This window comes from Roseococcus pinisoli, assembly GCF_018413645.1.
In the GTDB taxonomy this organism is placed as follows: domain Bacteria; phylum Pseudomonadota; class Alphaproteobacteria; order Acetobacterales; family Acetobacteraceae; genus Roseococcus; species Roseococcus pinisoli.
Window position 1 is genome coordinate 21,968 of record NZ_JAHCDA010000005.1, and the last position, 12,376, is coordinate 34,343.

12 protein-coding genes are annotated in these 12,376 nt (G+C 68.8%); 4 read left to right on the forward strand and 8 right to left on the reverse strand.

All coding sequences use genetic code 11. The features are described 5' to 3' along the window. The first annotated feature begins 224 nt into the window (after nucleotides 1-224). Nucleotides 225-1,196, forward strand: coding sequence for a serine O-acetyltransferase (locus KHU32_RS20890; RefSeq protein WP_213672116.1), 972 nt, complete (start codon nucleotides 225-227; stop codon nucleotides 1,194-1,196). Nucleotides 1,197-1,436: 240 nt separating this feature from the next. On the opposite strand, the gene KHU32_RS20895 is transcribed toward KHU32_RS20890, so the two are convergent. Beyond that, nucleotides 1,437-1,907, reverse strand: coding sequence for an Lrp/AsnC family transcriptional regulator (locus KHU32_RS20895; RefSeq protein ID WP_213672117.1), 471 nt, complete (start codon nucleotides 1,905-1,907; stop codon nucleotides 1,437-1,439). A 175-nt stretch (nucleotides 1,908-2,082) separates the two neighbouring features. Here KHU32_RS20895 and KHU32_RS20900 point away from each other — a divergent pair, with 175 nt between their 5' ends. Further along, a complete protein-coding gene (locus tag KHU32_RS20900) occupies nucleotides 2,083-3,051 on the forward strand; it encodes a DMT family transporter (protein ID WP_213672118.1) in 969 nt (322 codons plus the stop codon). Nucleotides 3,052-3,125: 74 nt separating this feature from the next. Beyond that, nucleotides 3,126-4,013, forward strand: coding sequence for a PhzF family phenazine biosynthesis protein (locus KHU32_RS20905; RefSeq protein ID WP_213672119.1), 888 nt, complete (start codon nucleotides 3,126-3,128; stop codon nucleotides 4,011-4,013). A 48-nt stretch (nucleotides 4,014-4,061) separates the two neighbouring features. Here KHU32_RS20905 and KHU32_RS20910 read toward each other — a convergent pair whose 3' ends face one another. The 6 genes from KHU32_RS20910 to KHU32_RS20935 all read right to left on the reverse strand — a co-directional run bounded on the left by KHU32_RS20910 (nucleotide 4,062) and on the right by KHU32_RS20935 (nucleotide 10,318). Continuing rightward, nucleotides 4,062-4,868 carry an ABC transporter permease gene (locus KHU32_RS20910; protein WP_213672120.1) on the reverse strand — a complete coding sequence of 269 codons (807 nt, stop codon included), beginning with the start codon at nucleotides 4,866-4,868 and terminating at the stop codon, nucleotides 4,062-4,064. Then, complete coding sequence (locus tag KHU32_RS20915; protein WP_213672121.1) at nucleotides 4,865-5,698, reverse strand: ABC transporter permease; 834 nt, start codon at nucleotides 5,696-5,698, stop codon at nucleotides 4,865-4,867. Before KHU32_RS20915 ends, KHU32_RS20910 begins: the two co-directional genes overlap by 4 nt. 4 nt (nucleotides 5,699-5,702) lie before the next feature. Continuing rightward, nucleotides 5,703-6,815 carry an ABC transporter ATP-binding protein gene (locus KHU32_RS20920; protein ID WP_213672122.1) on the reverse strand — a complete coding sequence of 371 codons (1,113 nt, stop codon included), beginning with the start codon at nucleotides 6,813-6,815 and terminating at the stop codon, nucleotides 5,703-5,705. Next, nucleotides 6,758-7,825 carry an ABC transporter substrate-binding protein gene (locus tag KHU32_RS20925; RefSeq protein WP_213672123.1) on the reverse strand — a complete coding sequence of 356 codons (1,068 nt, stop codon included), beginning with the start codon at nucleotides 7,823-7,825 and terminating at the stop codon, nucleotides 6,758-6,760. Before KHU32_RS20925 ends, KHU32_RS20920 begins: the two co-directional genes overlap by 58 nt. 156 nt (nucleotides 7,826-7,981) lie before the next feature. Then, a complete protein-coding gene (locus KHU32_RS20930) occupies nucleotides 7,982-9,319 on the reverse strand; it encodes an NAD(P)/FAD-dependent oxidoreductase (protein ID WP_213672124.1) in 1,338 nt (445 codons plus the stop codon). Nucleotides 9,320-9,388: 69 nt separating this feature from the next. Further along, complete coding sequence (locus tag KHU32_RS20935) at nucleotides 9,389-10,318, reverse strand: LysR substrate-binding domain-containing protein (RefSeq protein WP_213672125.1); 930 nt, start codon at nucleotides 10,316-10,318, stop codon at nucleotides 9,389-9,391. 338 nt (nucleotides 10,319-10,656) lie between these two features. On the opposite strand from KHU32_RS20935, the gene KHU32_RS20940 reads away from it, so the two are divergent. Then, nucleotides 10,657-11,781, forward strand: a complete 1,125-nt coding sequence (locus KHU32_RS20940) for an HPP family protein (protein ID WP_213672126.1) — start codon at nucleotides 10,657-10,659, stop codon at nucleotides 11,779-11,781. A gap of 12 nt (nucleotides 11,782-11,793) precedes the next feature. Here KHU32_RS20940 and KHU32_RS20945 read toward each other — a convergent pair whose 3' ends face one another. Further along, nucleotides 11,794-12,135 (reverse strand): DUF6525 family protein, encoded by a 342-nt coding sequence (locus tag KHU32_RS20945; RefSeq protein ID WP_213672127.1) that lies wholly within the window; start codon nucleotides 12,133-12,135, stop codon nucleotides 11,794-11,796. Nucleotides 12,136-12,376: the final 241 nt, after the last annotated feature.

Here is a 12,376-nt window from a genome sequence, read left to right on the forward strand (position 1 = left end):
CACCCGTCGGGAGCCTCCATCAGGGCTCAAATTCCGTCGTTATGGTAGTTTTAAAAATATCACTATTTGATATGATTAATATGGCCAACAGGGTCCCGCATGACGGGATGGTCGGCGCGTGAAATTCCACCTCTGATGCCGTCCGGACTTCGCCCGTCGTGCCGAATGTCCCGCCAGGGCCATCAGTAGCAGGGACGCGAAGGACAACGATGAGGACGGAAGGCATGGCGTCGGATGAGACCACGCGAACCCTGAAAGCAGGCGAAGCGGCCTCCGGGTGGGATCTGCCGTCGATCGTCGCGGGGCTGAAGCGCTCCCGGGATGCCCTTCACAACATCCGGTATCGCGGCGGGCTGCGGCCGCCGCCCTCGCGCGAGGCGGTCGTCGCCGCGCTTCGCGGCCTGGCCGCGGCGCTGTTCCCCGCCCATTACGGTCAGCCGGGCCTGACGGACGAGACCATCGACCACTTCGTGGGCTCGACGCTGAACGCGGCGCTGATCACGCTCCAGGAACAGGTCGAGCGCAGCCTGCCCTTCTCCGTCCCGGACGGCCGCGCGGAGGAGGAGCTTCGCCACCAAGCGGCGGAGATCACGCGCGCCTTCGCCGCCCAGCTGCCGGAGATCCGTGGGCTGCTCGTCAGCGACGTCCGCGCCGCCTATGAGGGCGATCCGGCCGCCACCAGCTATTCCGAGATCCTGCTCATCTATCCCGGGCTCACGGCCACGCTCCACCACCGGCTGGCGCATGCGCTGCACGAGCTCGGCGCGCCCTTCCTGGCGCGGCTCGTCTCCGACATCGCGCATTCGCGAACCGGCATCGACATCCATCCAGGCGCCAGGATCGGCGGCAGCTTCTTCATCGATCACGGCACGGGCGTGGTCATCGGCGGAACCGCGGTGATCGGCGAGCGCGTGCGCCTTTATCAGGCCGTCACCCTCGGCGCGCGCAGCTTCCCCGCCGACGAGGCGGGCGCGCTGATCAAGGGGCAGCCCCGCCATCCCATCCTCGAGGACGACGTGGTCGTTTATGCGGGAGCCACGCTGCTCGGGCGCATCACGGTCGGACAGGGGTCGACCGTCGGCGGCAATGTCTGGCTCACCCATTCGGTGCTGGCGGGAAGCCACATCACCCAGGCCCAGAACCGCTCCAGCGGCGGAGCAGCCGGGGCTTCCGCGACGCGCGCTTCTTCCGACTAGCCCTGCGGCGACATCAGCCTCAGCACCCTTGCCGCACGCCACTTTTCAGGGCGCAGTTTCGGGAAGCGCTGGCCAACCGGGGACACGATATCCTGCCGGTGGGTCAGACCCTGCCGAATTCAGGAGGCCTCGATGCCGGTTGCCCGCCCAGGGCGCCGCTTGCCTCGGGCACCCGCTCAACGCAGAGGTCTGGCTCGCGGGGGAGGTCGCGCGGCGCGCTCGCCCCCGACTGACGCCGACCTAGTTCGCGAAGGGAATCGCAGTCGTCGACTTCAGCTGCTCCAGCACGATGCTGGACTGCGTCTCCGCCACGCCTTCCACGGCGGTCAGGCGATCCCGCATGAAGGTGCGGAACTGGTCGATGTCGCCCACCCGTACCTGGAGCAGATAGTCGTAGGATCCCGTCACGAGGTGGCAGCCGACGATCTCGGGGATATGCGCCACCTCGGCATCGAACCTGTCGAAGGCGTCCCGCGTCTGGCTCTTGAGGCGAATGTTCACGAAGGCGCTGAGGCCGACGCCGAGCTTCCTGGCATTGAGCAGGGCGACGTAGCGGTCGATGTAGCCCTCATCCTCCAGGCGCTTCACCCGGCGCGCGCAAGGGGAAGGCGAAAGGCCCACGCGCTCGGCCAGGTCGGTCATGCTGATCCGCCCATCCCCTTGCAGCAGCGAGAGGATCTTGCGGTCAAATTCATCCGGCCCGTCGACCATAAAAGAGCGTCCATTTGATAGAGATCGGCATAAACCCCCAACGACCATCATAATCAAGGGTGATTTCGCCAGGATTCTCCGCTCGCCGGATGATAGTCTGCGCGGCATTCAAATCATCGGCGATGGCGCGCGGTCGGCCGCGCATCCAGCGCTTGCGGCAACCGAAGTGACCTTGATGACGACTTACGCAGGAAGCGCCCCGGCAGCCTCGTCCCATGGCGGAAAGACGGTCGGGAAGGGCTTCGGCTTGCTGGATGTGACGGGGCTTCTGCTTCTCATCCCACCGCCGCTTTTCTGGGCCGGCAATTTCATCGTGGGCCGCGCCCTGCGCCACGATATTCCGCCGATGACGCTCTCCTTCTGGCGGTGGGTGATCGCGCTTCTCGTTCTGCTGCCCTTTGCCTGGCGGCCGATGCGCCGCGATCTCCACAAATACTGGCGTTATCGCTGGCGCGTGCTGAGCCTGTCGCTGGCCGGCGTGGTCGGCTTCACGTCGCTGGTCTATCTCGGCCTGCGCTCGACCACGGCCGCGAACGGCCTGCTGCTCAATTCGTTCATCCCGATCCTGATCGTCCTGTTCGGTGCGCTCTTCTACCGGCAGCGGCTTCGTGCCGGCCAGCTGCTCGGGCTTACCCTGTCCTTTGCCGGGGTGCTGACCATCGTGATGCATGGCGAGTGGTCGCGCCTCGCCTCCCTCTCCTTCTCGCCTGGCGACCTGACGGTCTTCTGCGCCATGGTGTCCTGGGCCTTCTACACGCTCTGGCTGCGCGGCATTCCCGCCGAGATCGACCGCGTCGGATTGCTGGGAATGCAGATCATGGTCGCGCTTGCGGTGCTTGGCCCCCTCTCCCTGCTCGAAGGGGCGTCGGGCCAGGTGGCGACATGGAGCGCGGAATCGCTCGGCGCGCTGGCCTATCTCGGCCTCTTCCCCTCGGTCATCGCCTATCTGCTCTATAATCTCGGCGTGGCGCGCGTGGGCGCGGCGCGGGCCGGGCTTTCCATCCACCTGATCCCGCTCTTCGGCGTGGTGCTCGCGGTGCTGTTCCTGGGCGAGACGGTCCACGGCTATCAGCTGCTGGGCATGGCCACCATCCTCGCCGGCGTCACCTGCGCGGCGCGCTTCCAGGCGCCTGCCGCGCGATAGAGCCCTTTCTCCCCAAGGACGTCACGCAGCGGCGTCCTTCATCACCGCCCCAAGCCAAGGAACCGAACAGCCAGATGATCAAGGACTTCGTCCAGGTCGACGCCTTCGCGTCGCGCCCCTTCTTCGGAAATCCCGCCGCCGTCGTCTTCGAGGCCGACGACATCCCCGATGAGGTCATGCAGAAGATAGCCCGCGAGATGAACCTCTCCGAAACCGTCTTCATCCTGAAGCCGACGACGACCGAGGCCGATTATCGCGCGCGCATCTTCACGCCCCTGAGCGAACTGCCCTTCGCCGGCCATCCGACGATCGCGGCCGTGCACTCCATCCTCGCGCGCTATCCGGACAAGGCGCAGGCGACGCTGTTGCGGCAGGAATGCGGGATCGGGATCGTGCCGGTCGAGGTCCTGTCGACGGGAGCCGGCCGGCTGCTGCGCATGACGCAGGGCGCCCCGCTCCACCGCCCGGTGGAGCTGTCGCGCGACACCGCCGCCCGCATGCTGGGCTGCTCGGCGGACGACCTGGCGGAGACGCCGATCGAGGTGGTCTCGACGGGCGTGCCGTGGCTCGTCGTCCAGCTCGGGCGCTTCGGCGCCATCCCGGCGCTGGAGCCCGACCAGGCGCTCATCGCCCGGGAAGCCAAGGCGGTGCGCGCGGCCGGGGTGACGGTCTTCGCAGAGCGCGGCGATGGCGGCCCGGTGCGGCTGCGCGTTCGCACCTTCGCGCCCGGCGAGGGCATCGCCGAGGATCCGGTCTGCGGCTCCGGCAATGGGGCGGTCGCCGCCTATCTCGCCCGCCATCGGCACGCCGCCCAGAAGGCCGACAGCTATGTCGCCGAGCAGGGCATCGAGCTCGGCCGCGACGGCGAGATCCATGCGTCCTGGGAGCGTGGAGAGGCCGCGGTCTCCGTCCGCATCGCCGGCGCGGCGGTGACGGTCGCGAGCGGCCAGCTTCACTTTTGACGATCCTGCGCGCGGGCAGTCCGATGGCCGCCCGCGCGTCCTTCGGCCTTAGCGCAGGGCCGCCATGGTGCCGCCCCGGAGCTTGCGGATCACGGCATCGATCGCCAGCGCCAGCGCCGTCACCGCGATCAGCAGAGTGCTGACGGCGGCGATGGTGGGCTCCACCTCCAGCAGCAGGCTGTTCCAGATCCGGACCGGCAGCGTCTCCGACCGGATGCCCGCGAGGAAGAGCGAGATCACGAGCTCGTCGAAGGAGGTCAGGAAGGAGAAGAGCGCGGCCGAGACGATCCCCGGCAGCGCCAGCGGCAGCACCACCCGGCGGAAGACGCCGAAGCGCGAGCAGCCAAAGACCATGGCCGCCCGCTCCAGCGCGGGATCCACCGTGCGCAGCGCCGATTGCAGGATCACCAGCACGATCGGCAGGGCGACGACGGTATGCGCGACCGAGATCCACGGCCGCACCCCCACCAGCCCCATCCGCGCCGACAGGAAGTACACCGCCACCGCCGTGATGATGTGCGGCACGATCACCGGCATCAGCAGCAGCGAGGCGATGACCGCCTTGAAGCGGAACTGTCCGCGCATCAGCGCATAGGCCGCGAGGAAGCCGATCACTGTCGAGAAGATCGAGGTCAGCAGGCCGATGAACAGCGAGTTCATGATGGCCGACCGCCAGCGATGGTCGCCCAAAAAGCGCTCGTACCAGCGCAGCGAGAAGGCCTCCGGCGGGAATTTCAAATAGCCGTCGCCGCTAAAGGAGGCGATCGTCACCACGACGATCGGCGCCACCAGCCCGAAGCAGAGCAGAACCACCAGTGCCTTGAGCAGGGTGGCGCGGAGCACGGGGCCCATCATCGCGGCGCCTCCCTGTCGGCAAAGCGGCTGTAGACCGCATAGAGCAGGAGCGTCACGACCAGCAGGACGATGGTCATCATCGCGGCCGCGGGCCAGTTCTGGGTCAGCTCCACCTCACGCTCGATGAGCATCGCGATCATGATGTCGTCCGGCCCGCCCATCAGGGCCGGCGTGACGAAGAAGCCGATGGCGAGGATGAAGGTGATCAGCACGCCGGCGATCACGCCATGCAGCGTCAGCGGCATGAAGACCCGGAAAAAGACCGTCGCCGGCGAGGCGCCCATGCCCTCGGCCGCCTGGAGCAGCCGGGGATCGACGGCCTTCATCGCAGCGAAGAGTGTCAGCACCATGTAGGGCAGCAGCACATAGGTCATGCCGATGATCACGCCGGTGCGGTTGTACATGAGCTCCAGCGGCGCATCGATCAGGCCCAGCCCGAGCAGGATCTGGTTGATCAGCCCGGTCCGCCCCAGCAGCACCATCCAGGCGTAGGTGCGAACAATGGTGCTGGTGAAGTAGGGCAGCACGATGCACAGCAGGATGGCCGTGAAGACCAGCCCCTTGGCGCGCGACAGCGCGTAGGAGACGGGGTAGCCGATCACCAGCACCAGCAGCGTCACGGCCGCGCCGATGCCGTTGGTGTTCAGCAGCACGCGCAGGATCGTGCCGGAGAAGAGAACATCCTGCGCCTCCTCCCAGAATTCCGCGAAGCTGGCGAAATCGGTCAGCGAGCCGGCGAGGAACCAGCCGATCGGCAGGAGGAAGACGCCGAAGAGCAGCGCCAGCGCGGGCGCCAGCATCAGCCATCCGGCGAGGCGTCCGAGTGGCATCGCCTCAGCTCCCCAGCAACCGGCTGTCCTCGGCACGCCAGCTCAGCGTCACCGCATCGCCGGCACGGTGGATCTCGGTCCCCGCGCCATTGGCCACGTCGCAGAAGAAGGTGGCGCCATCGGCCGCAGACACGGCGTAGCGCATGATGTTGCCGAGGAAGGAGGCGTGCAGGACCTGGCCAGGAAGATGGTTGGGCCGCAGCTCGGCCGTGCCGGCCGCGACCTTCACCTTCTCGGGGCGCACGAAGACCAGGCCCTCATTCGCGCTCAGCGCGCCGCGCGCCGCGACCAGGGGCGCGCCGCCGGGGCCACGCACCGTCTCGCCGTCGCGCCGCACCTTCACCAGGTTCGCCTCGCCGAGGAAGGACGCGACGAAGCTGCTTTCCGGATTCTCATAGACCTCGCGCGGCGGGCCCATCTGTGCGATCCGGCCATGATTCATGATCGCGATGCGGTCGGACATCGTCAGCGCCTCCTCCTGGTCATGGGTGACGTAGATCACCGTCATGCCCAGGCGCTGCTGGATCTCCTTGATCTCCACCTGCATGTGGTAGCGCAGGTTCTTGTCGAGCGCGCCCAGCGGCTCGTCCATCAGCACGACCTTCGGATGGCCCACGATGGCGCGCGCCAGCGCCACGCGCTGCTGCTGCCCGCCCGAGAGCTGCCGCGCATAGCGAGTCTCGAAGCCGGTGAGCTTCACCATGGCCAGGGCCTCGGCTACGCGGGCCTTGATCTCGGCCTTGGAGGCGCCCTTCACCGTCAGCGGGAAGGCCACGTTCTCGGCGACGTTGAGGTGCGGGAAGATGGCGTAGTTCTGGAACACCATGCCGAGGCCGCGGCCGCGCGGCGGCACGCGGGTCATGTCCTGGCCGCCCAGCAGCACCCGGCCCTCGTCGGGCACGACGAAACCGGCAAGCATGGACAGCGTGGTGGTCTTGCCGCTGCCCGACGGCCCGAGGAGGGTGAAGAACTCCCCCTCCGGGATGACGAGGGAGACCCCCGCCACCACCGTCTCGCTCCCGTAGCGCTTGGTGACCGCGTCGAGGTCGACCGAGCCGCTCATCGCAGCAGCCAGCGCGACCAGGTGCGGCTCACGCGGTCGCGGTTCTCGTGCCACCAGGCGACGTCCTGGTAGAAGCCGGTCCGGCGGGAATTCTCGCCGCCGGGCGTGCGGGCCGCTTCCTCGGGCGTGTAGGATTCGAAGGCGCGCTCGTTGGTCGGGCCGAAGACCAGGGCCTTGGCGTACTGCGCCTGGATCTGCGGCTGCAGCATGAAGTCGGCCAGGCGCTGCGCGCCCTCCACGTTCCGCGCATCCTTGAAGATACCGAGCGACTGGACCTGGATCATGTGCTCGTTCCAGGTATAGGCGAGCGGCGCGTTGCTATCGATCACGGTCTGCAGGCGGCCGTTCCAGATCGAGCCCAGCACCACCTCGCGGTCGGACAGCATCTGCGCGGCCAGCGCGCCCGTGTCCCAGAAGCGGCGGATCTGCGGGCGGATGCGCGTCATGACGCGCAGCGCGCGGTCCACGTCGAGCGGATAGAGCTGGTCCCGCGGAACGCCGTCCGCCAGCAGCGCGAATTCCAGATTGGCGGAGCCGCTCGCCATGTCGGCCAGCATGCGCGGGCCGGCGAACTTTCCGGCATCCCAGAAATCCGCCCAGCTCTTGGGATGGTTGTCGCCCCGGAAGGTCTCCGTGTTGTAGGCGAGCACGGAGGCGTAGATGAAGTTGCCCACGCGATGCGGGTTACGGACCTGGCGCGTGATGTCCTCGGGCTTCGACCAGCGCCAGCGGTCATAGGCGATGGGCGCCAGCGCGCCGAGGCGTTCCAGGGTCAGCAGCTGGGCGTCGCCCGTGTCGATCAGGTCGAGCTCGACATTGTTCGCGCGGAACATGGCGATGAGCTTGGCGGCCGTCGCGGCGACGACCGTCACGCGGATGCCGGTCTCGGCCGTGAAGGGGTCGTAGACGAAGCGGCGCATGACGTCGTCATAGGAGCCGCCGGGCGTCCGGACGATCACCTCGCCCTGGGTCTGGGCGCGGCCGGCATGCAGCGCGGGCGTCGCCAGCGCGGCGCCCAGCAGCAGGCGGCGGTGCAGTCGGAAAGGTGAAGGTGTCACGGACATCTTGGGCCCCTTGCTCTGTTCGGTGTTTCTCTCGGGCGCTTCAGGCGAAGCGGTCAACGAAGCGAGGCGCGGCGCCGAGACATGGCGCCGCGCCGGAAATCAGCCGCGAAAAGCGGCCCTCGGACGCTCTCCCCGAACCACGGGGGCGACAGCCCATCAGCCCTTCCGGTCCCGCAGACGCCAGCCGTCCAGCCGGTCGCGCAGTTGGTAGCTCATGCCCACCACCGGCAGGAACCAGGGCGTGCCGTTGTAGAAGGGCTTCGTCGGGAAGGGGATGCGCGCATAGGCGGAGACGCGGTTGGAGCCGCCCAGGATCTGCTGCGCGGCGACGGTGCCGAAATGCGTCATCGTCGTCACCCCGCTGCCGTTGCAGGCCAGGGCGTAATGGACCCCGTCCTCCACGCCGACATGCGGGATCATGTCGAAGGCGAAGGCGACGTTGCCCTTCCAGCTATGGGTGACCTTCGTGCCCTCGAGATCAGGGATGAGGTCGGTCAGGAACTGATGGAGCCGCGCGCCGGAGCGCCTGGTATCGGCATCCACGAAGCTCGCGCGGCCGCCGAAGAGGATGCGGCGGTGATCCGGCGAAGGGCGGAAGTAATAGAGGACCTTCTTGGTGTCGCCGTAGACGCGCAGCTTCGGCAGCGCCTGGCGCACGCGCTCCTCGCCCAGCTCCTCGGTCGCGATCATGTAGCTCGCGACGGGGATGAGACGGCGGCGGTGCCAAGGCGTGGCCTTGCCCGTATAGCCGTTGCTCGCGACCATCAGGTGCTTGGCCTTCAGGCGGCCGCGGCTGGTCTCGATCACGAAGCCGCCATCGGCCTCCCGCCGGTAGCTCAGCACCTCGGTACCGCCGGCCAGGGTGGCGCCGTAGCGTTCCGCGGCACGGCCGAGCGAGCGCACATACTTGCCCGGATGCAGCGAGCCCGCGCGGTGCAGCACCATGCCGCCCACGTAGCGGTCGGTCGCGATCTCCTCGGCCACGCGATCCTTCGGGACCAGGAAGGCCTGCTCGCCGGCGGCGGAATTGATCATCTCGGCGCGGCGCTTCAGCGCATCCATGGATTTTTCCGCATGCGCGCCCGTGAAGCGGCCGCAGCGGACGAAGTCGCAATCCAGCCCCTCGCGCGCGACCAGCGCCTCGAAGCTCTCGAAGGCGCCTTCGCTCTCCTCCGCCAGCTCCTGCAGGAACTTCTTGCCCAGGACGTCCCCCAGGTCGGAACGCATCTTGCCGAGGCTTCCGGCACCGGCCAGCGCGCCGCCGTTCCGCGAGGAGGCGCCCCAACCGATCATCTCGCGGTCCATCACCAGGCTCTTCGTGCCGTTGCGGCCGAGCTCGAGCGCAGTGGCGAGGCCGGCGATGCCGCCGCCGATGATCGCGACCTCGATCTGGTCCGGCAGCGGCGGTGCCGTGTCGATGGTGGGCGGCGCGGCATCCCACCAATAGGGGCGCTCGACGAAGCCGGGGGCGAAGGGGTCGGAGGTGACTGTCATGGGGCTGTCACGCTCGCACGGCTCGTTCGCCCCGCCTCATACCAATGAGTTATAGGGCCGTGCCCCGGCTTATGGCGTGGCGACCGCCGTCACCTGCTCCAGGACGCGGCGGGCCTCGTTGCGGATGCTCTGCGCCAGGGCGGCCCGGCCGAAGGTGTCCCGCACCTCCTCCGGCCACATCAGCCGGTACTCGAAGAGCACGGCGGGCTCGAAGGGCCGGATCACCAGGCCCCGCTCGAGGAAGATCGAGACCGAGAAGGCATCGGCGATGGTGACGCCCACCCCGGCTGCCACCATGGCCACCGCCCCCGCCGTCATGCGGCATTCCACGCTCTCGACGGGCCGCGCGCCGGTGTCGCGCAAGGCGTCGTCGATGATCGCCTGCCGCCCTTCCTCGCGGGAGAGGGCGATGAAGGCCTGCCCGTCCAGGTCGATCGCCTGCACCACCGCCTTCCCGGCCAGCGCGTGCCCCGGCGCCATCACGCACCAGGCCCGCGTGCGCGCCAGCGGCGAGGAACGCACGCCCGGGACCGCTACCGCGCCCACGGCGATGCCGATATCCGCCTGGCGCGAGGCCACGAGCCCCAGCACCCCGCCGGCCGTGCGGGAATGGATCGAAAGGGTCTCGCGCCGCCCCGCCTTACGCCAGGCCATGACGGCACCGGGCAGGATGGAGAGCGTCAGCGTGGGCAGGGAGGCGATGACGACCCGGCGCGGCGACTGGACGCGCAGCCGCTCGGTCAGGGCCGAGATCTCTTCGATGCCGGTGAAGATGCGCTCCGTCTCCTCGTAGAGGGTCTGCGCCGTGACGGTCGGGACCAGGCGGCCATGGAGGCGCTCGAAGAGCGGAAAGCCGACGAGCGCCTCGGCCTGGGAGAGAAGACGGCTGACCGCGGGCTGGGAAACGCCGAGCATGGCGCCCGCACCAGTGGCGGTTCCGCTGCGCATGATGGCGCGGAACGCCTCGAGGTGGCGGAATTCCAGTGATTTCTTGGTCATCCCGCAAACTCGCCGGGGCCGGGGGACGGGTCAACTTGAAGCTGGCCCAAGGCGGCGATCCGGCGCAGCGCCCTCCTTTGGGCCGGGGAAGCCACCCACCGGAAGCCACGGCAGCTAAACGAAATTCAATGCGGCCAAATCGCCGAAGCCCCCTATGACGGGGGGCATGGATATCGATTTCGCCCCCTCGCGCCCCGGCGAAGGCCCGGGCAGGAGGGGTGGCTTTCCTCCCCCGATGCCGGAAGACGGGCGGCGCCCCCTGGGCCAGGCTGCCCTCCATGTCCTGAACGGCGGCTCCTCCGCCCTTCCCTGACCTGTCCCGCTCCTCCCGGATTTCCATGTCGCACCCCGCCCGATCCCCGCAGGGATCGCCTCCCCCGCCAGGCTCGCGCTTCTTCGCCCCCATCCTCGCTGGCGCGACGCTGCGCGAGCGCCTGGTCGCCTGCCTCGGCGCGCTGATCGGCATCGGCCTGACCGCCTTCATCTCCGGCCTGTTCGTAAAGCACGCGCCGGACGTGCCGCTGATCGCCGCGCCCGTCGGCGCCTCGGCCCTGCTGCTTTTCGTCATTCCGTCGAGCCCCCTCGCCCAGCCCTGGTCGATCGTCATGGGCAATACCGTCTCCGCCCTGGTGGGCGTGGGCGTGGCGCAGCTCGTGAAGGATCCCCTGCTCGCTTCCGGCCTCGGCGTCTCCCTCTCGATCGCGGCCATGTCCTTCACCCGGTCGCTGCATCCGCCCGGGGCGGCCGTGGCCCTGACCGCGGCCCTGGGCGGACCCGCCGTCGCTGCGTCCGGCCTGCTCTTCCCCTTCGTGCCGGTGGCGCTGAACTCTCTGGTGCTCGTCGCCCTCGGCATCGCCTTCCACCGGCTCTCCGGCCGGGCCTATCCGCACACGGCGCCGCCCGCCCCGGCCAATACCCACCGCACCCAGGATCCGCCGGCCGCCGCCCGAACGGGATTCCAGCCCACCGACATCGACGCCGCGCTCGAGATGCTGGACGAGACCTTCGACATCGATCGCGGGGACCTCATCCGCCTGCTGCGCCAGGTGGAGCTGCAGACCACCGCGCGGCTGCACGGCGCGCTGAGGTGCCGGGACATCATGTCCCGCGACGTCGTTTCCGTCGGACCCGACGAGGAGGCCCGCCGCGCGCGCTTCCTGCTTCTGGACCACAATATCCGCAACCTGCCGGTCGTGGGCGAGGATGGGCGGCTTCAGGGCAGCATCGGCCTGCGGGAACTGGCGGATGCGGTGGGTCCGGTCGGGCCGGCCATGTCGCCGGCGGCGACCGCCTCGCCGGACCAGCCCGCGGCCTCGCTCGTCCCGAGCCTGACCGACGGGCGGACGCATGCCGTCGTGATCGTCGATGCGGAACGGCGCGTCCTCGGCCTCATCACCCAGACGGACCTGCTGGCCGCCCTGGCGAGGACCGTCCCGGCCAAGGCCGAGACCGCCGGCGCCTGAGGCAACGGGCGGTCAGACCTCGGGAATGCCGTCCTTGCCGCGATACCGCTGGATGGTGGCCCCGGCCGCGACGTGCGGATACGCCTTGGCCCCCTTGGGCCAGGTCCGGGCGAAGGCCACGACCTCGGCATGATCCATCTTGCGGATGGTGCGCACCAGCAGGCTCGCCGCCTTGGCGGGCCGCAGGCGCTCCTTCCGCAGGAGGTGGAGATGCCATTCCCGGGCGCGCAGGGGGCACCAGTCCACCAGCGATTCCTGCAGGGCGCGACGCACCTCGACCGGCAGCTCCTCGAAGGCGCGGTAGGCGTCGCCCTTCAACGGGCTGCGGGGCTTGGTGGCCGTGTTGTTGTCCATCCGCGCCTCATATTCGACGGGCGTTCCCCCGCGAAGCGTTTTCGCGGGGGGCTCCATCGCCCCTTTTGCATGGAACGCCCCCGGATCGATCGTCCCGAAAGTCATTTTGAGGTTGGAACGGCCCTCGCGCCGCTGCCGCCCACGTCCGTTACCGAGACGGAACCCCGGCCGCGTGGTCTGGACCACCCCGTGTCCTTGCTGCGAAACTCTCGCGGATAGAGTGCAAAGCAGCGCTCCCAAT